General features: G+C 61.0%; 22 protein-coding genes. 20 read left to right on the top strand and 2 right to left on the bottom strand.

The window, feature by feature from the left end:
- Positions 1 to 464 precede the first annotated feature (464 nt).
- From WG899_RS02520 to WG899_RS02495, 6 genes are all read left to right on the top strand, one after another.
- Positions 465 to 1,421: a glycosyltransferase family 2 protein gene (locus WG899_RS02520; RefSeq protein ID WP_339594033.1), complete on the top strand. Its 957-nt coding sequence runs from the start codon at positions 465 to 467 to the stop codon at positions 1,419 to 1,421.
- A 2-nt stretch (positions 1,422 to 1,423) separates the two neighbouring features.
- Positions 1,424 to 2,086, top strand: a complete 663-nt coding sequence (locus WG899_RS02515; protein WP_339594032.1) for an acyltransferase — start codon at positions 1,424 to 1,426, stop codon at positions 2,084 to 2,086.
- Positions 2,087 to 2,098: 12 nt separating this feature from the next.
- Positions 2,099 to 3,463: a methyltransferase domain-containing protein gene (locus tag WG899_RS02510; RefSeq protein WP_339594031.1), complete on the top strand. Its 1,365-nt coding sequence runs from the start codon at positions 2,099 to 2,101 to the stop codon at positions 3,461 to 3,463.
- Positions 3,464 to 3,534: 71 nt separating this feature from the next.
- A complete protein-coding gene (gmd, locus tag WG899_RS02505; protein WP_339594030.1) occupies positions 3,535 to 4,668 on the top strand; it encodes a GDP-mannose 4,6-dehydratase in 1,134 nt (377 codons plus the stop codon).
- The gene (locus tag WG899_RS02500; RefSeq protein WP_339594029.1) at positions 4,665 to 5,612 is read left to right on the top strand and encodes a GDP-L-fucose synthase family protein; all 948 of its coding nucleotides are present in this window, start codon (positions 4,665 to 4,667) and stop codon (positions 5,610 to 5,612) included. Before gmd ends, WG899_RS02500 begins: the two co-directional genes overlap by 4 nt.
- Positions 5,609 to 6,781: a DegT/DnrJ/EryC1/StrS family aminotransferase gene (locus tag WG899_RS02495; RefSeq protein ID WP_339594028.1), complete on the top strand. Its 1,173-nt coding sequence runs from the start codon at positions 5,609 to 5,611 to the stop codon at positions 6,779 to 6,781. Before WG899_RS02500 ends, WG899_RS02495 begins: the two co-directional genes overlap by 4 nt.
- Positions 6,782 to 6,810: 29 nt before the next feature.
- On the opposite strand, the gene WG899_RS02490 is transcribed toward WG899_RS02495, so the two are convergent.
- Entirely contained in the window at positions 6,811 to 7,461 is a 651-nt protein-coding gene (locus tag WG899_RS02490) for a GntR family transcriptional regulator (RefSeq protein ID WP_339594027.1), read from the bottom strand.
- Between the two features lie 89 nt (positions 7,462 to 7,550).
- Between WG899_RS02490 and scpA the strand changes: the two genes are divergently transcribed.
- Genes scpA through WG899_RS02445 form a run of 9 tightly spaced genes read left to right on the top strand, consistent with a single transcriptional unit; the run spans position 7,551 to position 16,566 of the window.
- Positions 7,551 to 9,728: a methylmalonyl-CoA mutase gene (gene scpA / locus WG899_RS02485; protein ID WP_339594026.1), complete on the top strand. Its 2,178-nt coding sequence runs from the start codon at positions 7,551 to 7,553 to the stop codon at positions 9,726 to 9,728.
- 8 nt (positions 9,729 to 9,736) lie between these two features.
- Positions 9,737 to 10,288 (top strand): GNAT family N-acetyltransferase, encoded by a 552-nt coding sequence (locus WG899_RS02480; protein ID WP_339594025.1) that lies wholly within the window; start codon positions 9,737 to 9,739, stop codon positions 10,286 to 10,288.
- Positions 10,285 to 11,295, top strand: a complete 1,011-nt coding sequence (gene meaB, locus WG899_RS02475; protein ID WP_339594024.1) for a methylmalonyl Co-A mutase-associated GTPase MeaB — start codon at positions 10,285 to 10,287, stop codon at positions 11,293 to 11,295. The genes WG899_RS02480 and meaB overlap by 4 nt, the downstream gene beginning before the upstream one ends.
- Positions 11,288 to 12,820 (top strand): acyl-CoA carboxylase subunit beta, encoded by a 1,533-nt coding sequence (locus tag WG899_RS02470; RefSeq protein ID WP_339594023.1) that lies wholly within the window; start codon positions 11,288 to 11,290, stop codon positions 12,818 to 12,820. Before meaB ends, WG899_RS02470 begins: the two co-directional genes overlap by 8 nt.
- The gene (locus WG899_RS02465; protein ID WP_339594022.1) at positions 12,790 to 13,374 is read left to right on the top strand and encodes a hypothetical protein; all 585 of its coding nucleotides are present in this window, start codon (positions 12,790 to 12,792) and stop codon (positions 13,372 to 13,374) included. Before WG899_RS02470 ends, WG899_RS02465 begins: the two co-directional genes overlap by 31 nt.
- A gap of 34 nt (positions 13,375 to 13,408) precedes the next feature.
- Positions 13,409 to 13,543, top strand: coding sequence for a hypothetical protein (locus WG899_RS02460; RefSeq protein ID WP_339594021.1), 135 nt, complete (start codon positions 13,409 to 13,411; stop codon positions 13,541 to 13,543).
- Positions 13,536 to 15,614 carry an acetyl-CoA carboxylase biotin carboxylase subunit gene (locus tag WG899_RS02455; RefSeq protein WP_339594020.1) on the top strand — a complete coding sequence of 693 codons (2,079 nt, stop codon included), beginning with the start codon at positions 13,536 to 13,538 and terminating at the stop codon, positions 15,612 to 15,614. The genes WG899_RS02460 and WG899_RS02455 overlap by 8 nt, the downstream gene beginning before the upstream one ends.
- A gap of 8 nt (positions 15,615 to 15,622) precedes the next feature.
- Positions 15,623 to 16,114 (top strand): VOC family protein, encoded by a 492-nt coding sequence (locus tag WG899_RS02450; RefSeq protein WP_339594019.1) that lies wholly within the window; start codon positions 15,623 to 15,625, stop codon positions 16,112 to 16,114.
- A 50-nt stretch (positions 16,115 to 16,164) separates the two neighbouring features.
- Positions 16,165 to 16,566, top strand: coding sequence for a PaaI family thioesterase (locus WG899_RS02445; RefSeq protein WP_339594018.1), 402 nt, complete (start codon positions 16,165 to 16,167; stop codon positions 16,564 to 16,566).
- Positions 16,567 to 16,583: 17 nt separating this feature from the next.
- On the opposite strand, the gene WG899_RS02440 is transcribed toward WG899_RS02445, so the two are convergent.
- Positions 16,584 to 17,375, bottom strand: coding sequence for a substrate-binding periplasmic protein (locus tag WG899_RS02440; protein WP_339594017.1), 792 nt, complete (start codon positions 17,373 to 17,375; stop codon positions 16,584 to 16,586).
- A gap of 363 nt (positions 17,376 to 17,738) precedes the next feature.
- On the opposite strand from WG899_RS02440, the gene WG899_RS02435 reads away from it, so the two are divergent.
- The 5 genes from WG899_RS02435 to leuB all read left to right on the top strand — a co-directional run bounded on the left by WG899_RS02435 (position 17,739) and on the right by leuB (position 22,139).
- Positions 17,739 to 18,632, top strand: a complete 894-nt coding sequence (locus tag WG899_RS02435; protein ID WP_339594016.1) for a LysR substrate-binding domain-containing protein — start codon at positions 17,739 to 17,741, stop codon at positions 18,630 to 18,632.
- Between the two features lie 31 nt (positions 18,633 to 18,663).
- Complete coding sequence (leuC, locus tag WG899_RS02430; protein ID WP_339594015.1) at positions 18,664 to 20,088, top strand: 3-isopropylmalate dehydratase large subunit; 1,425 nt, start codon at positions 18,664 to 18,666, stop codon at positions 20,086 to 20,088.
- 32 nt (positions 20,089 to 20,120) lie between these two features.
- A complete protein-coding gene (locus tag WG899_RS02425) occupies positions 20,121 to 20,255 on the top strand; it encodes an entericidin A/B family lipoprotein (RefSeq protein ID WP_339594014.1) in 135 nt (44 codons plus the stop codon).
- A 47-nt stretch (positions 20,256 to 20,302) separates the two neighbouring features.
- Entirely contained in the window at positions 20,303 to 20,953 is a 651-nt protein-coding gene (gene leuD, locus WG899_RS02420; protein WP_339594013.1) for a 3-isopropylmalate dehydratase small subunit, read from the top strand.
- An 82-nt stretch (positions 20,954 to 21,035) separates the two neighbouring features.
- Positions 21,036 to 22,139, top strand: a complete 1,104-nt coding sequence (gene leuB / locus WG899_RS02415; protein WP_339594012.1) for a 3-isopropylmalate dehydrogenase — start codon at positions 21,036 to 21,038, stop codon at positions 22,137 to 22,139.
- Positions 22,140 to 22,204 lie beyond the last annotated feature (65 nt).

The raw sequence follows: 22,204 nt of genomic DNA, 5'->3' as shown, positions 1-22,204 counted from the left end.
AGGGCGATCGAATGTCGATCGGCCTTTTGAGCGCTGTTGATGAAATTCAGCAGCAGCGCTGAAAAACTGGGACTGGAATTTCCGCCAAGAACGAGAACGCGGAGGTTTGCTCCGACGACCAACTCTCTTGGCAGTTCACTCGGATTTCGGCGTCCTGGCCTTTAACTTGAGCCAAGCCGCTCCTAGCATGGGCGCAAAGCCCAGCACACTCTTGTGAGTCGGCGACTAGATTCGAAGTTGCGTTCATAGTGAAAGGATGTGACGTCGAAAGCTGCAACTCGCGCAGGCGTGCCCACGGATTGCAAGGTTCAGCAATGCTAGGGGCGTGCGTTTTCGGAAAAAGATTCAAAAGCTGTAGCAATACTTGCTTGTTCTGCGCTTGGCAGTGTGAATTGCTGCGCTTAAATCTGTTCCGCAATGCAGCAAGCTCATTCCCCTGCAAGACCTCGGACGCCCGCTCGCCCATGAAGATCACCACCTTGATTCCGGCTTACAAGACCAAGCACATGTTGGAGTTGCTTACAGGCTTGGCGACGCAAACACGTCCGAGTCAGCGGATCATCATTTCTGATGACAGCCCCAACGGGGAATTCACCGAACGACTCAACAGCCCGGAGATGGGCTATCTGCGGGCACGCTTGCCGATTGAGATCGCCACCGGACCAAAGATTGGCGCCTATCAGAACTTCACTCATTTGCTGAAGCTCTGGAATGGCAGCTCAGAACTCGTTCACCTCTTGTTGGACGACGATGTGATCTACCCCGACTTCTATGCGCGCCATTTGGGGGCGCACGAAATGGGGAGCTTTCCCTGCAGCATCAGTGCCCGCTGGACGGCCAACGAGCGCGGCCAGCCCATCGAAGGCATGCCCGTTCCGGACGGAGTGTTCAATTCACTGAATCGCTTGGTGACTCTGGACGCGGCCGCCATGTTTGTCAGCACCGTGCCGCAATGCCAGAACTGGTTTGGCGAGTTCTCCAATTGCGTCATGCGCGCGAATGCTGCGGACTTGATGTTCCAGCATGAGTTCGCAGGCGTGTCTTATGCCGGTCTATGGGATCTGGGTTTTTTTCTGGCGGCCAGTATTCGCGGGCCGATCGCCTACATCCAGGACCGCTTGGGCTACTTCAGAACCGGGGGCGATGGCCATTCTGCGCAGTTGTATGGCAAGCATATGAAGGCCGCACACCTGGGCTATGTGGCCTTGGCGCTGGGCGGCAAGAAACTGGGACGCTTGGGTGAATACCATGCACGCCTGTGCTATCACGGCATTGCTGCGGCATTGGTTCAGCGCTACAGCCAGCAAGAAGACATGTTGCCGTTTTGCCAAGTCTTGCCGCAAATGGCGGCCGGCGAGGCGGGCGCCGAAGAACGCTTTGAGCAGCTCTGGTCAGCGTACCTTGTCAACAACGGGTTTTGACCGTGGCTGCCCTGCAAAAGCGATTTGAACGACTGCGCGGCCTGATTGGCGTCAGCAATCCTTTTGATTTGGACCAATGGCTACGGGCCTTGTTGGTGCACTACTTCTTCCATGTCTCAGATCGGGCGCGGATGGAGTTGATGGGTGAGGGGGCACGCGTTCTTAACTTGCTAACACCAACCCATTTCAAAGGGGCAGGCAGGATTCGCTTGGCGGCCAGCTCGGTCTTTGGCGTGCCGCGTTCTCCAGGCAGCTATGGCGCCAGCTATATCGAATCTCGAACGCCTGACTCCCTGATCGAAATTGGCGCTGACACGGTTTTCAATAATCGTTGCGTGCTGATTTCCGAAGGTGCGTCCATTCGTTTTGGCGCGCGCTGCCTGATCGGCCCTGAGCTTCATGTGATGGACAGCAATTCGCATGACTTGCGCTTGGAGCAGCGTCGCCAGCCCGACCCCAAGCCCATGGCGGTGGAAATTGGAGACGATGTTTTCATTGGTTCGCGGGTGACTATTTTGAAGGGCGCTCGTATCGGGCGTGGCTGCGTGATTGCTGCCGGTGCGGTGCTGATGCCGCGTTTTGAGGCGCCTGAGCTGTCGATCGTGGCCGGCAATCCGGCGTCCGTGGTTGGACGTGTTGCTGACGAAGCCGGTGGCAACAACTGAGAAGAAACTGATATGAGCATTCATGACATTCCCGTTGTCGCCGTGTCCTACAACGCGCCAGAGTTGTTGCAGGGCATGCTGGCTTCCTTGCGCCGCTTCTATCCCAATACCGTCCATGTTGTGGACGGCTCTGGGCCTGAGTTTGTCGACCAGATCCGAGCAGTGACCGAACAATTTGAGAGCGTAGAACTGCACGTCCAGGGTTTCAATATTCATCACGGCCCGGGCATGGCTTGGGCCATCACGAACTTGCCGCTCGGCGAGCGAGCCTTGTTCTTGGATACCGATGTGCTCGTGCTACGTGAAGGCTTTCTCGAGGCACTCAACGAAGCGCTGCGTCCCGGTGACTATGGTGCAGGCGGCGTGGCCTATGTAAACCGCGATGGTTTCGACATTCCTTACGCTTATGGTGCGGTGGCCTATTTGCATCCACCATGCATGCTGTGCAATGTGGAGGTGATGCGCCAATGGCCTTTGCCGATCAAACATGGCGCACCGATGGTCGCGCCCATGCTTGCTTTGCACGATGCTGGTCAATCCGATTTGCTGCGCAATCTCGATTGGGCCAAGAACGATGTGCTGATGGGCACGCGCAAGGTCTATATCGACCATATCGGCATGGGCACCAGCTCAGCGACTGGCGGCTATCACTTGGAAGAGTGGATGGCCGAAGTTCAAGCCCGCCAAGCCGCGAAACCCACTGGCACCATGCCCAGCGAAGGGCCAGGCGAGGGCTTCAACCCTGACTTGCTCGCCATGATCCCGCCGCAGGCCAAAGCTATTTTGGAAGTGGGCTGCAGCACAGGCGCCTTGGCTTTTGCACTCAAGCGGCAGCGGCCTGACGTTCACTATATGGGTATGGAGCTGGATCCTAAGGCGGCCGAGATCGCGGCACGTTACTGCGACGGCATGGCTGCGCTGGACATTGAGGGGGCCGATGAATCCCTTTATCGCGACTACGTTTCGCGCGACTGCTGGGTGTTTGGGGATGTCTTGGAGCATCTGCGCGACCCCTGGGCTGTGCTCACGAAGATCCGTAAAGTTTTGCCGCCCGGCGGCTGCGTGGTGGCCAGCATTCCGAACGCCCAGCACTGGAGCTTGCAGGCTCGGTTGGCCGTAGGCGAGTTCCGTTACGAAAGCGCCGGCTTGCTCGACCGTACCCATTTGCGCTGGTTCACCCGCGTGACATTGTTTGAGCTGTTCGCCCGGGCCGGCTTGCGTATCGAGGCTGGCGTGCCGCGAGTCTTTGATGAGCCGGGACGGGAGCCGATCTTGGCGGCGATCCGCCAAATGGCTATCGCCCAAGGTCGTGATGCAGAGGGCGCGGTACGCGATGCCTTGCCTTTGCAATATGTGGTGAGAGCTGTTGTCGCCTGAGTGGCCTCAATAGCTGCGAGAGGCTTTACAGTGTGCTGCTTTAGGCGGCATCGAATAACGGAGTTAGGACAATGCAAGCAGCAAAAAAGAAAGTGGCGCTGATCACCGGCGTTACTGGGCAAGATGGCTCCTACTTGGCGGAGTTCCTGCTGGGAAAAGGCTATGAGGTACACGGCATCAAACGCCGAGCCTCTTCCTTCAATACAGCCCGCGTTGACCATATCTTCCAAGACCCGCATGTGCCATCTCCGCAATTCCATCTGCACTATGGCGACTTGAGCGACACCAGCAACCTGATTCGCATCATGCAGGAGGTTCGGCCTGACGAGGTCTACAACCTGGGCGCGCAAAGCCACGTGGCTGTCAGTTTTGAGTCTCCCGAGTACACCGCCGATGTCGATGGCATGGGCACCCTTCGTTTGCTAGAAGCGATTCGAATCCTGGGTTTGGAAAAAACCACCCGCTTCTATCAGGCCAGCACGAGCGAGTTGTACGGCCTGGTGCAGGAAGTGCCTCAGCGCGAAACTACCCCTTTTTATCCACGCAGCCCCTACGCGGTAGCCAAGATGTACGCCTACTGGATCACAGTGAATTACCGCGAGGCTTATGGCGTCTACGCTTGCAATGGCATTTTGTTCAATCACGAAAGCCCGCGTCGCGGCGAAACCTTTGTAACGCGCAAGATCACGCGTGGACTTTGCAATATTGCGCAAGGCCTGGAGCATTGCTTGTACGTCGGCAATATGGACGCCTTGCGCGATTGGGGTCATGCCAAAGACTATGTGCGCATGCAATGGATGATGTTGCAGCAAGACCATGCTGAGGACTTCGTCATAGCTACCGGCGTGCAACACAGCGTGCGTGAGTTCGTTCAAATGACCGCGGGCGAGCTGGGTTTGAGTCTGCGCTTCGAGGGCCAGGGCGTGGACGAAGTGGCCATTGTGGACGCCATCGCTGACGCGGACAAAGCACCCGCCCTCGCCGTGGGTGACGTCATCCTGCGTGTGGACCCGCGCTATTTCCGCCCGACCGAAGTCGAGACTCTGCTGGGTGATCCCAGCAAGGCGAAGGCCAAGCTGGGCTGGACGCCTGAAATCACGGTGCAAGAAATGGCTGCCGAGATGGTGGCCGCCGATTTGGACCAGGCTCGTCGCCACGCGCTGCTCAAGAGCCATGGCTATGAACTGCCGGTCACCATTGAATGAGCGGCCTTGTTGCTAAGCAGCGGGTGCTGCTGACCGGCGGCGCCGGCATGGTGGGTCGCAATATTGCGGAGCATCCGGGCGCTGCCGAATGGGACTTGATGGCACCGACCCGCGCCGAATTGGACTTGGAACGCTTTGACGCGGTTCAGGCCTTTGTGCGTGAAGTCAGGCCGGATGTGGTGATTCATTCTGCGGGGCTGGTTGGCGGCATTCAGGCCAATATTGCGCGTCCAGTGGACTTTCTGGTGCGCAATACCGATGTGGGTCGCAACATCATCTTGGCAGCTCATGGTGCCGGTGTCGCGCGTCTGATCAATCTGGCCAGTTCGTGCATGTATCCGCGCAATGGCGTCAACCCACTTCGCGAAGAGCAGGTCTTGAGCGGCGAGCTTGAGCCCACCAATGAGGGATACGCTCTCGCCAAGATCTATGCCACCCGACTTTGCCAATACCTGCGTCGCCAAGAGCCGGAGTTGCAATTCAAGACCTTGATTCCCTGCAATTTGTACGGGCGCTTTGATAAGTTTGATCCTGTGCATTCGCATCTAATTCCTGCGGTAATTCGCAAGCTGCATGAAGCCAAGGCGGCAGGCAGCTCAACGGTCGAGATCTGGGGTGATGGCTCGGCGCGCCGCGAGTTCATGGATGCAGCGGACCTAGCCGATGCGGTCGTTCGCCATGTCGAACATGGCGAGCAAGCGCCGGACTTGATGAATATCGGTTTGGGCCATGACTACACGATCAAGGCCTACTATGAGGCCGCCGCTCAAGTCGTGGGTTGGCATGGTGAGTTCGTTCACGATCTCAGCAAACCGGTGGGCATGCGCCAAAAGCTGGTGGATGTCAGCCGGCAAACCGCCTGGGGCTGGGCGCCCAAGATCAGCCTGGAACAGGGCATTGCACGCTGCTACGACTATTTTCTCGACAAGGTTGTTTCGACATGACACATCAGTTCCCACTTGCCACTTCGTCCTGGGGTGCAGAGGAGTACGCCGCCATGGCAGGCGTGATTGCCAGCGGCCACTTCACCATGGGCGAAAAGGTTGCGAGTTTTGAGCGTGATTTCGCGAGCTTCACGGGCAGCAAGCATTGCGTAATGGTGAATTCCGGTTCTTCGGCCAACCTCTTGATGACAGCCGCTCTTTTCTATACCAAGAACGACAAGCTGAGGCTCAAGCGTGGCGACGAAATCATTGTGCCGGCGGTGTCCTGGCCGACGACGTACTACCCGCTGCATCAATACGGCTTGCGCCTGAAGTTTGTCGATATTGACCCTGAGACGCTGAATTACGACTTAGAAGCTTTGGCTTCTGCGATTGGCGAACGCACCCGAGCGATCATGATCGTCAATCTGTTGGGCAACCCCAATGACTTTGACGCCATTCGCAACCTTGTTGCGGGCCGCGAGATCGTGCTGATGGAGGACAACTGCGAGTCAATGGGCGCGACTTTCAAGGGTAAACAGACCGGCACTTTCGGCGTGATGGGCAGCTTCAGTGCCTTCTTTTCGCACCATATCTCAACGATGGAAGGCGGCATGGTCATCACTGACGATGAAGAGCTTTACCACGTGATGCTGTCGCTGCGCGCCCATGGCTGGACGCGCAATTTGCCCAAGCACAACCACGTCAGTGGCACCAAGAGCGATGATCCCTTCGAGGAGTCCTTCCGCTTTGTGCTACCCGGCTACAACCTGCGCCCATTGGAACTCTCCGGCGCTCTCGGGATCGAGCAAACCAAACGCTTGCCAGCTTTGATTCAAGCGCGCCGCGAGAACGGCCGGACCTTACAGACCGCCATGGCCGATCACCCCAGCCTTGCGATTCAGCGGGAGCTGGGTGAAAGCAGTTGGTTTGGTTTTGCCCTGACCATCAAGCCAGGCAGCAAGAGAACTCGGGCTGAACTGGTTGCAGCGCTGAACGAGGTCGGTTTTGAATGCCGACCCGTGGTGGCTGGCAATTTCGCCAAGAACTCTGTGGTGCAGTATTTTGATCATGAGATCCATGGCAGCTTGCGCCACGCCGACTACCTAGACAAAAACAGCTTGTTTGTCGGCAATCACCACTACCCCATTCCCGAAGCGATCGACGCATTGCGAGCGATCTGGCGCTAAGGAATAGCGAGCGCGTGCGCGGCCTAACTTCAGGCCGTGGCTGCAGCCAATCCATTGTCGAAGTGGGCGCGCATCAGCCGCGCCGCTTCGTTCGCATTTCGGGCCAGCAGTGCCTGGATGAGCGCGCGGTGTTCTTGTAACGACTCTTGCAGGCGCCCTTGCTTGAACAGCGAGTGATGCCGGTTGAGCTTCATCACCCGGCGCAGGTCGGTGACGATTTGCGAGCGCCAACGGTTGGCGTCAATCTCCAACAAGCGCAAATGGAATTGCTCATTGGCGGCGAAAAACGCGTCCCGGTGGCCGATTTGCTGCTCGAGTTGCTCATGCAGCCGCTTCAAGTCTGCCAACTCTTCATCGCTGGCGGCGCGCGCCACTTGGCCGGCAGCATCACTCTCCAGCAATGCCAATAGCTGATAAGCCTCGCGCACATCGCGTTCGCTCATCTCGGTGACATAGGCCCCGCGGCGCAGCTTCATGGTCACCAAACCCTCAACGGCCAGCACTTTCAGCGCTTCACGCATCGGCGTGCGGCTGATGCCTAGCTCGGCGCATAGTTTCAACTCATCAATCCAGGCGCCCGGCTCCAGCTGGCGGCCAAAAATCTGCTGGCGCAAATGCTCGGCCACTTCTTGATAAAGGGCGCGTGGGGCGAGCGTGCGGGTTTTGGCGTCGGCGTTCATGGCGATCTGCCGTCAGTGTAGCGTCAATTCTGAATTTATAATTATGAATGATGGTCGCGCTATGATGCAGCGTCCGCAGGAGCCAAGAGATGTCTGAATCCAAGAAGCAAGCGTTCGAATTCCCGCAAGCCACGCTGGCGCAGTGGGAAAAAGCCGCCGCCAAATCCGCCCCCGGGGGCGATGTCTCGGCCCTGAACTGGCACACGCCCGAAGGCCTGACGGTCAAGCCGCTCTACACCGCGGCCGACACGGCGAACCTGCCCTACGCCGACACCTTGCCCGGCTTCGAGCCCTTTCTGCGCGGCCCGCAGGCCACAATGTATGCGGTGCGGCCCTGGACGATTCGCCAGTACGCGGGCTTCTCGACCGCCGAGGAAAGCAATGCCTTCTACCGCAAGGCTTTGGCGGCCGGCGGCCAGGGCGTGTCGGTCGCATTCGATCTGGCCACCCACCGCGGCTATGACAGCGACCACCCGCGCGTGACCGGCGATGTCGGCAAGGCCGGCGTGGCGATCGATTCGGTCGAGGACATGAAGCTCCTCTTCAACGAGATCCCGCTCGACAAGGTCTCTGTCTCCATGACCATGAACGGCGCCGTGCTGCCGGTGCTGGCGGGCTATGTGGTGGCGGCTGAAGAGCAGGGCGTCACTCAAGACAAGCTGAGCGGCACCATCCAGAACGACATCCTCAAGGAGTTCATGGTCCGCAACACCTACATCTACCCGCCCGAGCCCTCGATGAAGATCATCGGCGACATCATCGAGTACACGGCGCAGAAGATGCCCAAGTTCAACTCGATCTCGATCTCGGGTTACCACATGCAGGAAGCCGGCGCCAACCAGGCGCTGGAGTTGGCCTTCACCCTGGCCGACGGCAAGGAGTATGTGAAGACCGCCCTGGCCAAGGGCCTGGATGTCGATGATTTCGCGCCGCGCCTGTCCTTCTTCTGGGCCGTGGGCATGAACTTCTATCTGGAGATCGCCAAGATGCGGGCGGCGCGCCTGCTTTGGTGCCGGATCATGAAGGGCTTTGAGGCCAAGAACCCGAAGAGCCTGATGCTGCGCACGCACAGCCAGACCTCGGGCTGGTCGCTGACCGAGCAAGACCCCTACAACAACGTCGTGCGCACCACCATCGAGGCCATGGCGGCGGTCTTCGGCGGCACACAAAGCCTGCACACCAACTCGCTGGACGAGGCGATTGCACTGCCCACCGATTTCAGCGCCCGCATTGCCCGCAACACCCAGCTCATCATCCAGGAAGAGACCCACATCACCAGCGTGATCGACCCCTGGGCCGGCAGCTACATGATGGAGTCTTTGACCCAGGACATGGCCGAGAAGGCTTGGGCCATCATCGAAGAGGTCGAGGTCATGGGCGGCATGACCAAGGCCGTGGACAGCGGCTGGGCCAAGCTCAAGATCGAGGCCAGCGCGGCCGAGAAGCAAGCGGCCATCGACTCGGGCCGCGATGTCATCGTCGGCGTCAACAAGTACAAGCTGGCCAAGGAAGACAAGATCGAGATCCTCGATGTCGACAACGTCCGCGTGCGTGACGGCCAGATTGAGCGGCTCAAGGCCATCAAGGCCAGCCGCGACAGCGCCGCCGTTCAAGCCGCCTTGAACGCGCTAACCGAAGCCGCCAAAACCGGCCAAGGCAATCTGCTGGACCTGAGCATCCAGGCCGTGCGCCTGCGCGCCACGGTCGGCGAGATCAGCGATGCCCTCGAGGCCGTCTACGGCCGCCACCGTGCCGACACGCAAAAAGTCACCGGCGTTTATGCGGCGGCTTATGACTCGGCCGAAGGCTGGGCCAAGCTTCAGGACGAGATCAAGGCTTTTGCCGATGAACACGGCCGCCGCCCGCGCGTGATGGTGGCCAAGCTGGGCCAGGATGGCCACGACCGCGGTGCCAAGGTGGTGGCCACGGCCTATGCCGACCTGGGCTTCGATGTGGACATCGGCCCGCTGTTCCAGACCCCCGAGGAATGCGCCCGCCAGGCGATTGAAAACGATGTGCACGCGGTCGGCATCTCGACCCTGGCTGCAGGGCACAAGACCCTGGTGCCGGCCATCATCGCCGCGCTGAAGGCACAAGGGGCCGACGACATCATCGTCTTCGTCGGCGGCGTGATCCCGGCGCAGGACTACGACATGCTCTATGAGGCCGGCGTCAAGGGCATCTACGGCCCCGGCACCCCCATCCCGGCCAGTGCCAAGGATGTGCTGGAGCAGATCCGCTTGAGTCTGCAGTCGCCCGCAGCCTGAGCGCGACGATGAACGGTTTCAGCCTTCAAGCCGTACGAGACGAAGACTTCGAGGCGATGTTGGCGCTGCGTATGGAGGCGCTGCGCGACAGCCTGGAGCGGCTCGGCCGTTTTGATCTGCAACGCGGCCGCGAGCGTTTTCGTGCCGGCTTCGCGCCCGAATTTATGCAGCACATCTGCCGCGACGGTGAACGTATCGGCTTCCTAACCCTGCGGCCCGATGGCGACTGCTTGCGCCTCGACCATCTTTACCTGCGCCCCGCTCAGCAAGGTCAGCGTGTTGGCGCCTGGGCGATCAGCTGGATCAAGGACCGAGCCCGCGCGGCTGGGCAAGACGTGACCCTCTCGGCCCTCAAGCTCAGTGATGCCAACCGCTTCTACCGGCGCCATGGCTTTGCGCAGACGGGCGAAAGCGAGTTCGATATCGACTATCGTTGGCGCGTTCCCCGGCCCGGCGAAGATGCTCAACTGGCGGTGGTGCCGGTCGGCATCGAGCCGGTGTGGACCGGCGTGGCCAGCGAGCCTGCTGGTGATTCTGCCCTTGAGGCGTCGCGCCCATGAGTCTGGCGCCCGCACTTTTGTCCGGCCCTGGCCCCATGCAGCGGCGCGCGATGGCCAAGGCCATCACCTTGCTCGAATCGACCCGCGCCGACCACCGCGCCCAGGCCGATGCCTTGTTGACCGAGTTGCTGCCGCACACCGGCCGGGCCTTCAGGCTCGGGCTGTCCGGCGTGCCCGGCGTCGGCAAGAGCACCTTCATTGAAGCGCTGGGCCTGTTTCTGATCGAGCGTGGTCACCGCGTGGCGGTGCTGGCGGTGGACCCGAGCAGCAGCGTCTCGGGCGGCTCCATCCTCGGCGACAAGACTCGCATGGAGCGGCTCTCGATGGATGAGCGCGCCTACATCCGCCCCAGCCCCAGCAGCGGCACGCTGGGCGGCGTGGCCGAGAAGACCCGCGAGGCGATGTTGGTCTGCGAGGCGGCCGGCTTTGATGTGGTCATTGTTGAAACGGTCGGCGTGGGCCAAAGCGAGACCGCCGTGGCCGGCATGACGGATATGTATGTGCTGCTGCAGCTGCCCAATGCCGGAGACGATTTGCAGGCGATCAAAAAGGGCGTGATGGAGCTGGCCGATCTGGTCGTCATCAACAAGGCCGATCTGGACTGGGCCGCCGCCACGCGCGCCCAGGCTCAGATTGCCTCCAGCCTGCGCCACTATGGTCACGCCGGCCAGCAGGCCAGCCACCCGAAGGTCTTGCAGGTCAGTGCGCTCAAAGCCTCCGGGCTGGAGGCGTTTTGGGCTGCGGTCGAACAATTTCAGGCCGAACAAGCGCGCGATGGGCGGCGCGAGGCCAAGCGTCAGGCGCAGGCGCTGGACTGGATGTGGGAACGCATTCACGCCGGCCTGCGCCAACAGTTTGCGCAGGCGCCGGCCGTCAAGGCGGTGCTGGCCGAAGTGGCCGAGCAGGTCCGCCAGGGGCGTTTGCCGGCTTCGGCGGCGGCCCGCGATCTGCTGACAAAATTCAATCAATCTGGTTCCGAACATTTCATTGGAGACGGTGATGCATGACATCCAACAAAGGCTTGAGGAAATGCGTGCCTTGGCGCGATTGGGCGGTGGCGAAAAACGCATTGCCGCCCAACACGCCAAGGGCAAGCTGACCGCACGGGAGCGGCTTGAGCTCTTGTTTGACGAAGGCACTTTCGAAGAATGGGATATGTTCGTTGAGCACCGCTGTGTCGACTTCGGCATGCAGGACAACAAGATCCCCGGCGACGGTGTCGTCACCGGCTACGGCATGATCAATGGCCGCCTGGCCTTCAGCTTCAGCCAAGACTTCACCGTCTTTGGCGGCGCGCTGAGCGAATCGCATGCCGAGAAGATCTGCAAGGTGATGGACCAGGCCATGAAGGTCGGCGCGCCCGTGATCGGCCTGAATGATTCGGGTGGCGCGCGCATCCAGGAAGGCGTGGCCTCGCTGGGTGGCTATGCCGATGTGTTCCAGAAAAACGTGCTGGCCTCGGGTGTGATCCCGCAGATCAGCATGATCATGGGCCCTTGCGCCGGCGGTGCGGTCTACTCGCCGGCCATGACCGACTTCATCTTCATGGTCAAGGACTCGAGCTATATGTTCGTGACCGGACCCGAGGTGGTGAAGACGGTGACGCATGAGGAAGTGACCGCCGAGGAATTGGGCGGCGCCGGCACCCACACCAGCAAGAGCGGTGTGGCCGACCTGAGCTTCGAGAACGATGTCGAAGCGATTCTGATGCTGCGTCGTTTCTTCAACTACCTGCCGCTGAACAACCGCGAGAAGGCACCCACCCGGCCCAGCGGTGACCCCGGCAGCCGGCTCGACCATTCGCTCGACACCCTGGTGCCGGACAACCCGAACAAGCCCTATGACATGAAGGAACTGATCCTCAAGACGGTCGACGATGGCGACTTCTTTGAGTTGCAACCCGAGTACGCAAAGAACATCCTGACCGGCTTTGCCCGCATGGAAGGTCAGACGGTCGGCATCGTGGCCAACCAGCCGCTCGTGCTGGCGGGCTGCCTGGACATCAAGAGCTCCATCAAGGCGGCGCGTTTTGTGCGCTTCTGCGATGCCTTCAACATCCCGGTGATCACCTTCGTTGATGTACCCGGCTTCATGCCCGGCACCAGCCAGGAGTACGGCGGCATCATCAAGCACGGCGCCAAGCTGCTGTATGCCTACGCCGAATGCACGGTGCCCAAGGTCACCGTCATCACCCGCAAGGCCTACGGCGGCGCCTACGACGTGATGGCCTCCAAGCACCTGCGCGGCGACGTCAACTTCGCCTGGCCTAACGCCGAAATCGCGGTGATGGGCGCCAAGGGCGCGGTGGAGATCATCTTCCGCGAGGACAAGGGCGATCCGGTCAAACTAGCCGCCCGCGAGGCCGAGTACAAGGCGCGCTTTGCCAACCCCTTCGTGGCCGGCGCGCGGGGCTTTATCGACGATGTAATCCAACCGCATGAAACCCGCAAGCGCATCTGCCGCTCGCTGGTCATGCTCAAGGACAAAAAGCTGGAGAACCCGTGGCGCAAGCACGGCAATATCCCGCTCTGATCGTCGCCGTGATCGGATTGGCCATGGCGCTGTGTGTGAGCCAGCCGGTGTGGGCGCAGAAGGGCAAGCCTGCTCCGCTGCGGTCGACCGAGTGCGTCGCTGCGCATGCGGCGGCGGTACAAGCGGGTGACGCACCGAATGGGCCGGAAGCTGCGGCCTCGGCTGCATCATCAGCAGCCTCGGAGGGCGAGCTCGGCTGGGCGGATTCGCGTGTGCAGCAGTATGCGCGCGAAGCCTTTATGCGCTGTGCTATTCGCAACTATGGCGCCGCGGCCGAGGCTCGCGCTGAGGCCTGTGCCGCCGATCTGTATGCCTTGCCGGTGATTTTGCTGTTCCGTGTCGATGGCCAGTCGCGGGTCGCGGCGCTGGCTGATTTGCAACGCGAGGGCGCCCTCAACGATGGCAGTGACTACGCCCGCCGGGCGCCCGTCATGCTGAACTTTGCCTATCAAGGCGCAGGCCCGGCCAAGGGCCAAGGGCCGGCCTGGATTGATGGGCGTGTTACTGCGTGGATCGATCAGTGCCTGAGTGGCCGACTGCCACTGCCGCAGTGAGATGAATTGATTATTCTTGAGATGGGTACACACCATGTTTAACAAGATTCTGATTGCCAAGCGCGGTGCTCGCACCGAAGGCGCGGTCGTCTGCAAGACGACACATTGCGTGGAGAACGGCGAAGCCGGTCACGCAGGCGATTTCACCCCGGGAGCTGCTCATGTTTAACAAGATATTGATTGCCAACCGGGGTGAAATCGCCTGCCGGGTCATCAAGACGGCCCGCAAGATGGGCATCCAAACCGTGGCCGTTTACTCCGAGGCGGACAAGGACGCTCGCCATGTGGAGCTGGCCGATGAGGCCGTGCTGCTGGGCCCGGCGCCCAGCCGTGAGTCCTATTTGGTCGCCGACAAGATCATTGCTGCGGCCAAGCAGACCGGCGCGCAAGCCATCCACCCCGGCTATGGCTTCTTGAGCGAGAACGAAGAATTCGCTCGCCGTGTCGAAGAGGAGGGCATGGCCTTCATTGGCCCCAAGCATTACTCGATCGCCGCGATGGGCGACAAGATCGCCTCCAAGAAGTTGGCCAATGCGGCCCAGGTGAATACCATCCCCGGCCACAACGAACCGATTCTGTCGGCCGAGGAGGCGGTCAATATCGCTCAAGGCATTGGCTACCCGGTCATGATCAAGGCCAGCGCCGGCGGCGGTGGCAAGGGCTTGCGGGTCGCCTTCAACGACAAAGAATGTTTTGAGGGCTTCACCAGTTGCCGCAACGAGGCCCGCAATAGCTTTGGCGACGACCGCGTCTTCATGGAGAAGTTTGTCGAAGAGCCGCGCCACATCGAGATCCAGGTCTTGGGCGACAGCCAGGGCGAAGTGCTCTATTTGTGGGAGCGTGAATGCTCGATCCAGCGCCGCCATCAGAAAGTGATCGAAGAGGCGCCGTCGCCCTTTATCTCCGAGGCAACGCGCAAGGCCATGGGCGAGCAAGCCGTGGCGCTGGCCAAGGCGGTCAAGTACCAGAGTGCCGGCACGGTCGAGTTCGTCGTCGGCAAGGACCAGAGCTTCTACTTCCTGGAAATGAACACTCGCTTGCAGGTGGAGCATCCGGTGACCGAGTGCATCACCGGCCTGGACCTGGTGGAGCAGATGATCCGCGTGGCCGCCGGCGAAGCGCTGACGATCAAGCAGAAAGACATCAAGCGCGAAGGCTGGGCGATTGAATGCCGCATCAATGCGGAAGATCCGTTCCGCAATTTCTTGCCTTCCACGGGCCGGCTGGTCAAGTACCAGCCGCCGCAGGCGAATCTGGAGCAGGGCACGCAAACCCTGCAGGGTGAAAGTTATGCCGCCGGCCAGTTTGGCGGTGTCCGTGTGGATACAGGCGTCTACGAAGGCGGCGAGATCCCGATGTTCTACGACTCGATGATCGCCAAGCTCATCGTGCATGGCCGCGACCGCAGTGATGCGATCGTCAAGATGCGTGAGGCGCTCAACGGCTTCGTCATCCGCGGCATCTCGAGCAATATCCCCTTCCAGTCGGCGCTGCTGGCGCATCCCGACTTCAAGACAGGCAACTTCAATACCGGCTTCATCGCCCAGCACTACGGTGGCGGCTTCCGGGCCGAGGACGTGCCGCATGAGGACCCCTTGTTCCTGGTTGCCCTGGCCGGCTTCATCCGCCGCAAGGCGCGTGAACGCGAGGCCGGCATCACCGGGCAATTACCGGGCCACGAGGTGCGCATCGAGCATGACTATGTGGCCCTGGTCGATGTGGGTACCGCCGGCGAGCAGGCGCGCCATCAGCTGCATATTTCCGAATTCAGCGGTCATCTCGGCGAAGCGCTGGTGCGCGTGGGTGACAAGCAATACCGCATTGTTTGCAACTCGCGCCTGAACGACATACGCCTGAGCGGCACGGTCAACGGCCAGCCCTTTGTAGCCCAGGCTGAGCGTGGCGCGCACAAGCAGCCGCTCGCTTACCGCCTGCAGCACAACGGCTACGCCATCGTCGTCAATGTGCTGTCGCCCCGCGCTGCCGAGTTGCAGGCCTTGATGCCCTACAAGGTGCCGCCCGACACCAGCAAGTTCTTGCTCTCGCCGATGCCGGGCCTCTTGGTTCATATCGCCGCGCAAGCGGGCCAAGTGGTGCAAGCGGGTGAGCGCCTGGCGGTGATTGAGGCGATGAAGATGGAGAACATCTTGATCGCCGAGCGCGACGTCAAGGTCGCCGAGGTGCTGGCCAAGGTAGGTGAGAGTTTGTCGGTGGATCAGTTGATCCTGCGATTCGAGTGAGTGACGCCATGACGAGTACCAACAGCAAGCCCTACAAAGTCCTCGGCATCCAGCAGATCGCCATCGGCGGCCCCGACAAGCAGGCCTTGCGCAAGCTCTGGGTCGATGTGCTGGGTCTGCAGGTTACCGGCAACTTCGTCTCCGAGCGAGAGAACGTCGACGAGGACATCTGCGCCATTGGCCAGGGCCCGCACAAGATCGAGATCGACCTGATGCAGCCGCTCGATCCCGACAAGAAGCCGGCCGTGCACACCACACCGCTCAACCATGTGGGCCTGTGGGTGGACGACCTGCTCAAGGCTGTCGAGTGGATGACGGCGAACGGTGTGCGATTCGCGCCCGGTGGCATCCGCAAGGGCGCGGCGGGGTACGACATCTGCTTCATCCACCCAAAGTCCAGCGCCGAGTTCCCGATCGGAGGCGAGGGCGTCTTGATTGAGTTGGTGCAGGCGCCGGCCGAGGTGATTGCTGCACTTGCGCCGAGCGGAGGCGCTGCGTGAATCGTCCTGCCGGTCACGCGGGACAGGCCCCCGTGACTCAGGCTAACCCGGTGAGCCAAGCCAGCTTGGCGGCTTTTCTGCAGGAGCAGTTCCCGCAAACCCGTTGCCGCATCGAAGCCGTAGCAGCCGGCACCGCCACGATTCGGCACCCGGTCGGCCCGGCTGAGTTGCGACCCGGCGGCACCGTCTCCGGCCCGGTCATGATGACGGTAGCCGATGTGGCGCTGTATGTGGCGCTGCTGGGGCAGATCGGCATCGTGCCTTTGGCGGTGACGACCAGCCTGAACATCAATTTCTTGCGTAAGCCGGCCTCCGACAAAGACATCATCGGCGTCTGCCGGATGAAAAAAGTCGGCAAGTCCTTGGCGGTCGGCGAGGTGGACCTGTTCTCTGAGGGCGACCCGGAGCCGGTCGCGCACGCGGTGGGCACCTATGCCATTCCGCGTGCCTGAGGCTTCATCATCGGCTGTCAGTCGACCGACTTCATCAGGTGCGACACCTGTGTTTTGAACTCGGGAGATTCGCGCAACTTGCCCTGAAGGCGCCAGATTTCTCGGGCAGTTTGGCCATGTTTGGCGAAAAACGGTTTGGAAAAAACGGTGAAGTAGGGCTTTTCGACCAGGACTGGGTTGACCCGCTCAATCTTGGCTTGCAGTGAAGGCACGCTGCTCAAGGAGGCCTCGGCCTCGGTGGTCTGCAGAGCCGCGGCCAAGTAGCGGCCGGAGGCCACGCGGCCCAGCAACTCATCTGCTGTGGGCGAGCTGTCCTCCACCTTGGCGCCTAGTTGTTTCAATTGGGCGACGATTGAGAAGCCTGTTTGCGCGCCCACCGTGCCATTGGCGGCCAGGGTTTTGCCGTCCCAACTGAGTGCGGTTCCCTTGGCCTTGTACAAAGCGTAGGTCGCGCGGTACATGCGCTTGGTCGCGTCGGGTTCGCCGTCGAGCTTCAGTGGGTAATGGGCAAACTCCGCGCGTTCGGCGCTGAAGCTTGCGTTCATGGCTCCTTCAACTTTGCCGGCCTTGAGCTCGGCGAGGCATTGCTTCCAGGGCATGGGCATCAGCTTGATCGGCGTACCTAACTGCTTCTCTAGCTGCGTCATCATGATCTGGCTGTAGCCGGGCTTGTCCTTGAGCAACCAGGGATAGGCGTCTTCATTCTCGTGGCAGATATGAATCGCGTCCGGGGCGGCTTGAGCCAGGGCAAGGTTAGGGGCCTGCAAGATCAGGCCGGCAATTGCCCAGTTCCGGGAGGTTCGAGTCATGGGATGCTCCTAGCGATTGAGTGAGGTGAAAACCCATCCACACCAGCTGAGTGGCTCGCCCAATGCTAGAGCCAGAACGGGCTTTGGGTTTCATTTTTGTTGTCGACGGCATTGCGCCTTGTTGTCTAAGCGCTGCGCGTTTGACGGCCCAAACACCAACCCACGGTTTGGTAAATTCTGTAATATTGGCGTGAATTCGCAAAGCACGAAGCTTTGCTTGTAAATTGCTGTCTGCAAGAGTTCTCTGCGAAAGCTAGATTAGCGATCTTGTGATCCCAGTAGCTCCAAAGTTTCAGCCGCCTGAGCGCCAGCCCTTCATTCCGACTGCATAGCCGTTTCCAGTCTCCATCCCCTATACACACCATGCGCCTGGACCTCACCACCCTCAATCTCGTGTTGGCGATCGAGCAAACCCGCTCGATCACGCGCGGCGCGGAGCGTGAGCATCTGGCCCTGGCGGCGGCCAGCAAGCGTGTGTCTGACCTGGAGGCGCGTCTCGGTGTGCAACTCTTCGAGCGGCGTTCGCGCGGCGTAGAGCCCACCGAGGCCTGCCGGGCGTTGGTGCGCCACATCCGCTCCTTGCATGCCTCGCTGCATGCGCTGGAGAGCGAGGTGGTGGAGTTTGCACGTGGCATCAAGGGGCATCTGCGCATTGCCGCCAATAGCGGTGCCATTGCCGAATGCTTGCCCCCCGATCTGGCCGCGTTCAGTCAGGCTCACCCGCAGATTCGTATCAGCCTGGAAGATCAGACCAGCGCCGAGGTGCAGGCCGCCGTGGCCGAGGGGCGCGCCGATGTTGGCGTGTTCACGCCGCCGCTGCTCGACAACCGCCTGCAGACCTGGACCTATGCGCATGGCCGGCTCGGCGTCTTGGTGCCACGCGACCACGATCTGGCGGGCCGCGATGCGGTCAGTTTCAGTGACTTGCTTGACTACGATTTGATCGGCTTGCACGCCGGCGCCTCGGCGCAGCAACTGATGCGCGAGCAGGCCCAGGCCCGCGGCCGCACCTTGAATGCGCGGCTGCAGGTGCGCGGCTTCGATGCGATTGCGCAGTTGGTCGAGGCCGGCCTCGGCGTGGCGGTCTTGCCGGCCGCACCGGCGGAGCGCTTTTCGCGCGTCTTTGAGGTGCGCCTGCTCAAGCTCGATGAAGCCTGGGCCGCGCGTGATTACTGCCTGGGCGTGGCCCGACAAGAGCGCTTGCCCGCGGTGGTGCAGCGCTTTGTTGAGGCGCTGTGCCCGCAAAACAAGACATGAACCCGTATATGAACCCCGAAGGAGCTTTGCCATGACGGCTCGCACGCTGTACGACAAACTGTGGGACGAGCATGTCGTCCATACCGAGGATGACGGCACGTCCGTGCTCTATATCGACCGCCATCTGCTGCATGAGGTGACCAGCCCGCAGGCCTTCGAGGGCCTCGATCTGGCTCAGCGCAAGGTCTGGCGCTTGTCGGCCAATCTGGCTGTCAGTGACCACAATGTGCCTACCACCGACCGCAGCGGCGGTATCAGCGACCCGGTCTCCAAGTTGCAGGTCGATACGCTGGATCAAAACTGCGACCGCTTCGGCCTGACCCAGTTCAAGATGAACGATCGCCGCCAGGGCATCGTGCACGTGATCGGCCCGGAGCAGGGCGCCACCTTGCCGGGCATGACGGTGGTTTGTGGCGACAGCCACACCTCCACCCATGGAGCCTTCGGTGCACTGGCCCATGGCATTGGCACCAGCGAGGTCGAGCATGTGCTGGCGACCCAGACGCTGTTGGCCAAGAAGGCCAAGAATATGTTGGTGCGGGTCGAGGGGCAGTTGCCGCGCGGCTGTGGCGCCAAGGACATCGTGCTGGCCATCATCGGCAAGATCGGCACCGCCGGTGGCACCGGCTACACCATCGAGTTTGGCGGTGCGGCGATTCGTGCGCTCAGCATGGAAGGCCGCATGACGGTCTGCAATATGGCCATCGAGGCCGGTGCACGCGCCGGCCTGATCGCCGTGGACGACACAACCATCAGCTATTGCAAGGGCCGCCCCTATTCTCCGACCGGCGTGGAGTGGGATTTGGCCGTGCAGTACTGGCGTGGTTTGCATTCCGATGCCGGCGCGAAGTTTGATGCGGTGGTGGACTTGGACGCCGCTCAGATCCACCCTCAGGTCAGCTGGGGCACATCGCCCGAGATGGTCTTGGCGATCGACGAGCGGGTGCCCGATCCGGACAAGGAAAAGGATGCCGTCAAGCGCGGCGCGATCGAGCGCGCCCTGCAGTACATGGGCCTGGAGCCGAACAAGGCGGTGGCCGACATTCGCATCGACAAGGTCTTCATTGGCTCATGCACCAACAGCCGTATCGAAGATATGCGCGAGGCCGCGGCCGTGGTGCGCCGCCTCGGTGGCTCGAGCGGTAGCCGCATCGCCAAGCATGTGAAATTGGCCTTGGTGGTGCCGGGTTCGGGTTTGGTGAAGGCGCAGGCCGAGGCCGAGGGCCTGGATCAGGTCTTCAAGGCGGCCGGCTTCGAATGGCGTGAGCCGGGCTGCTCCATGTGTTTGGCCATGAACGCCGACCGCCTGGAGCATGGCGAACGCTGCGCCTCTACCAGCAACCGCAATTTCGAAGGCCGCCAAGGCGCCGGCGGTCGCACCCATCTGGTCAGCCCGGCGATGGCGGCCGCAGCGGCGATGGAAGGGCATTTTGTCGATGTGCGGCAGTTGGTCTGACGGGCCTTTCGCTTCGTGCCTGGAGTCATGACATGAAAAAGTTTGCAAGCCTGTTGATCGGTTTGGCGATGTTGGTCTCGCTGAGTGCCTGCAACACCGTGCATGGCTTCGGGCGTGACCTGCAAAAGGTCGGCGAAAAAATCGAAGACAGCGTGAAGAAAAAGTGAGCGCCGGGGAGGCCCGAGATGCCTCCCTCGCAACCGGAGAAATAGCAATGCAGAAGTTCAATCTTCACCGCGGCCTGGTGGCCCCGATGGACCGGGACAACGTCGACACCGACGCGATCATCCCGAAGCAGTTTTTGAAGTCGATCAAGCGCAGCGGCTTTGGCCCGAATTTGTTCGACGAATGGCGCTATCTGGACGCCGGTGAGCCCGGACAGGACCCGGCCAGCCGCAGGCCTAACCCGGATTTCGTGCTGAACCAACCTCGCTATGCCGGTGCCTCCATCTTGCTGGCGCGCAGCAATTTTGGCTGCGGCTCAAGCCGCGAGCATGCGCCCTGGGCCTTGGATCAATACGGCTTTCGGGCGCTGATTGCGCCCAGCTTCGCCGACATCTTCTTCAACAACTGCTTCAAGAATGGCATCTTGCCGATTCAGTTGCCCGAATCGCAGGTGGCTCAGTTGTTCGACGAGGTGCATGCCTTCCCGGGCTATCAGCTGAGCATCGACCTGGAACGCCAGGTGGTGATCAAGGCCGATGGTGTGGAGCTGCCTTTCGAGGTGCAGGCCTTCCGCAAGTTTTGCTTGCTGGGTGGCTTCGATGACATCGGCCTCACCTTGCGTTACGCCGACAAGATCAAGAGTTATGAAGCCGAGCGCATGGCCAGCAAACCTTGGCTGAACAAGCGCCTGCTGGGCTGAGCGAAAGCGACATGCCGGTCAATGGGGAGTTCGGGCCCGAAGCGCCAATGGCCGATCTGTAATTCTGGAAAGACTCAATCTCATGAAAATCGCAATTCTTCCCGGTGACGGCATCGGCACCGAAATCGTCGCCGAGGCTGTCAAGGTCTTGAAGGTCTTGGGCCTGCCCTTGGAGATGGAAAGCGCGCCGGTGGGCGGCGCCGCCTACGAGGCCAAGGGCCATCCTTTGCCTGATTCCACCTTGCAACTGGCCAAGGACGCCGACGCGATTCTGTTTGGCGCCGTGGGCGACTGGAAGTATGACAAGCTGGATCGCCCGCTGCGCCCCGAGCAGGCCATTCTGGGCCTGCGCAAGCACCTGGGCTTGTTCGCCAATTTCCGTCCGGCCATTTGCTATGAGCAGCTGACCCATGCTTCCAGCCTAAAGCCCGAGTTGGTGGCGGGTCTGGATATCTTGATCATCCGTGAGTTGACCGGCGACATTTATTTTGGCCAGCCGCGTGGCCGCCGCACCGCGGTGGACGGGCATTTCCCGGGCAGCGAAGAGGCCTTCGACACGATGCGCTATTCGCGCCCGGAGATCGAGCGCATCGCCCATGTGGCCTTCCAGGCCGCCCGTAAGCGCAACAAGCGCGTGACCTCGGTGGACAAGGCGAATGTGTTGGAAACCTTCCAGTTCTGGAAGGACGTGATGATCGAGGTCAGCGCCGAGTACCCGGACGTTGAACTGGACCATATGTATGTGGACAACGCCGCCATGCAGTTGGTCAAGGCGCCGAAGCGCTTTGATGTGATGGTGACCGGCAATATGTTCGGCGACATCTTGTCCGATGCGGCGGCGATGTTGACTGGTTCGATCGGCATGTTGCCCTCGGCCTCGCTGGACAAGAACAACAAGGGCCTTTACGAGCCCAGCCATGGCAGCGCGCCGGACATTGCCGGCAAGGGCATCGCCAATCCTTTGGCTACAATCCTCTCCGCTGCCATGATGCTCAAATTTTCCCTCAACCAGCCCGAAGCTGCCGCTCGTATCGAGACGGCCGTTGGCGCTGTGCTGTCCCAAGGTCTGCGTACCGCCGACATTTGGAGCGAGGGCACTCAGAAGGTGGGCACAAGCGAGATGGGTGATGCGGTTGTCAAGGCCTTGGCCGGCAACACCGGCATGACCAAAACCATTAAGGGCTAGTTCAGCTCCGGTTTGTCTCGCCCCTATCCCCCCGGCGACACAAGCCGGGGGAGACGAAGCTCAAG

Source organism: Paucibacter hankyongi (assembly GCF_037482915.1).
Classification (GTDB): Bacteria; Pseudomonadota; Gammaproteobacteria; order Burkholderiales; family Burkholderiaceae_C; genus Paucibacter_A; species Paucibacter_A hankyongi.
The sequence above is the reverse complement of the archived record's forward strand: the minus strand, read 5'-3'. Positions and strand labels throughout refer to the sequence as shown.

What these genes read in the sequence shown, in the direction of transcription:
- WG899_RS02520 (WP_339594033.1), top strand. Translation starts at nt 465, where the DNA reads ATGAAGATCACCACCTTGATTCCGGCTTACAAGACCAAGCACATGTTG.
- WG899_RS02510 (WP_339594031.1), top strand. Translation starts at nt 2,099, where the DNA reads ATGAGCATTCATGACATTCCCGTTGTCGCCGTGTCCTACAACGCGCCA.
- gmd (WP_339594030.1), top strand. Translation starts at nt 3,535, where the DNA reads ATGCAAGCAGCAAAAAAGAAAGTGGCGCTGATCACCGGCGTTACTGGG.
- WG899_RS02500 (WP_339594029.1), top strand. Translation starts at nt 4,665, where the DNA reads ATGAGCGGCCTTGTTGCTAAGCAGCGGGTGCTGCTGACCGGCGGCGCC.
- WG899_RS02495 (WP_339594028.1), top strand. Translation starts at nt 5,609, where the DNA reads ATGACACATCAGTTCCCACTTGCCACTTCGTCCTGGGGTGCAGAGGAG.
- WG899_RS02490 (WP_339594027.1), bottom strand. Translation starts at nt 7,461, where the DNA reads ATGAACGCCGACGCCAAAACCCGCACGCTCGCCCCACGCGCCCTTTAT.
- scpA (WP_339594026.1), top strand. Translation starts at nt 7,551, where the DNA reads ATGTCTGAATCCAAGAAGCAAGCGTTCGAATTCCCGCAAGCCACGCTG.
- WG899_RS02480 (WP_339594025.1), top strand. Translation starts at nt 9,737, where the DNA reads ATGAACGGTTTCAGCCTTCAAGCCGTACGAGACGAAGACTTCGAGGCG.
- meaB (WP_339594024.1), top strand. Translation starts at nt 10,285, where the DNA reads ATGAGTCTGGCGCCCGCACTTTTGTCCGGCCCTGGCCCCATGCAGCGG.
- WG899_RS02470 (WP_339594023.1), top strand. Translation starts at nt 11,288, where the DNA reads ATGCATGACATCCAACAAAGGCTTGAGGAAATGCGTGCCTTGGCGCGA.
- WG899_RS02460 (WP_339594021.1), top strand. Translation starts at nt 13,409, where the DNA reads ATGTTTAACAAGATTCTGATTGCCAAGCGCGGTGCTCGCACCGAAGGC.
- WG899_RS02455 (WP_339594020.1), top strand. Translation starts at nt 13,536, where the DNA reads ATGTTTAACAAGATATTGATTGCCAACCGGGGTGAAATCGCCTGCCGG.
- WG899_RS02450 (WP_339594019.1), top strand. Translation starts at nt 15,623, where the DNA reads ATGACGAGTACCAACAGCAAGCCCTACAAAGTCCTCGGCATCCAGCAG.
- WG899_RS02440 (WP_339594017.1), bottom strand. Translation starts at nt 17,375, where the DNA reads ATGACTCGAACCTCCCGGAACTGGGCAATTGCCGGCCTGATCTTGCAG.
- WG899_RS02435 (WP_339594016.1), top strand. Translation starts at nt 17,739, where the DNA reads ATGCGCCTGGACCTCACCACCCTCAATCTCGTGTTGGCGATCGAGCAA.
- leuC (WP_339594015.1), top strand. Translation starts at nt 18,664, where the DNA reads ATGACGGCTCGCACGCTGTACGACAAACTGTGGGACGAGCATGTCGTC.
- WG899_RS02425 (WP_339594014.1), top strand. Translation starts at nt 20,121, where the DNA reads ATGAAAAAGTTTGCAAGCCTGTTGATCGGTTTGGCGATGTTGGTCTCG.
- leuD (WP_339594013.1), top strand. Translation starts at nt 20,303, where the DNA reads ATGCAGAAGTTCAATCTTCACCGCGGCCTGGTGGCCCCGATGGACCGG.
- leuB (WP_339594012.1), top strand. Translation starts at nt 21,036, where the DNA reads ATGAAAATCGCAATTCTTCCCGGTGACGGCATCGGCACCGAAATCGTC.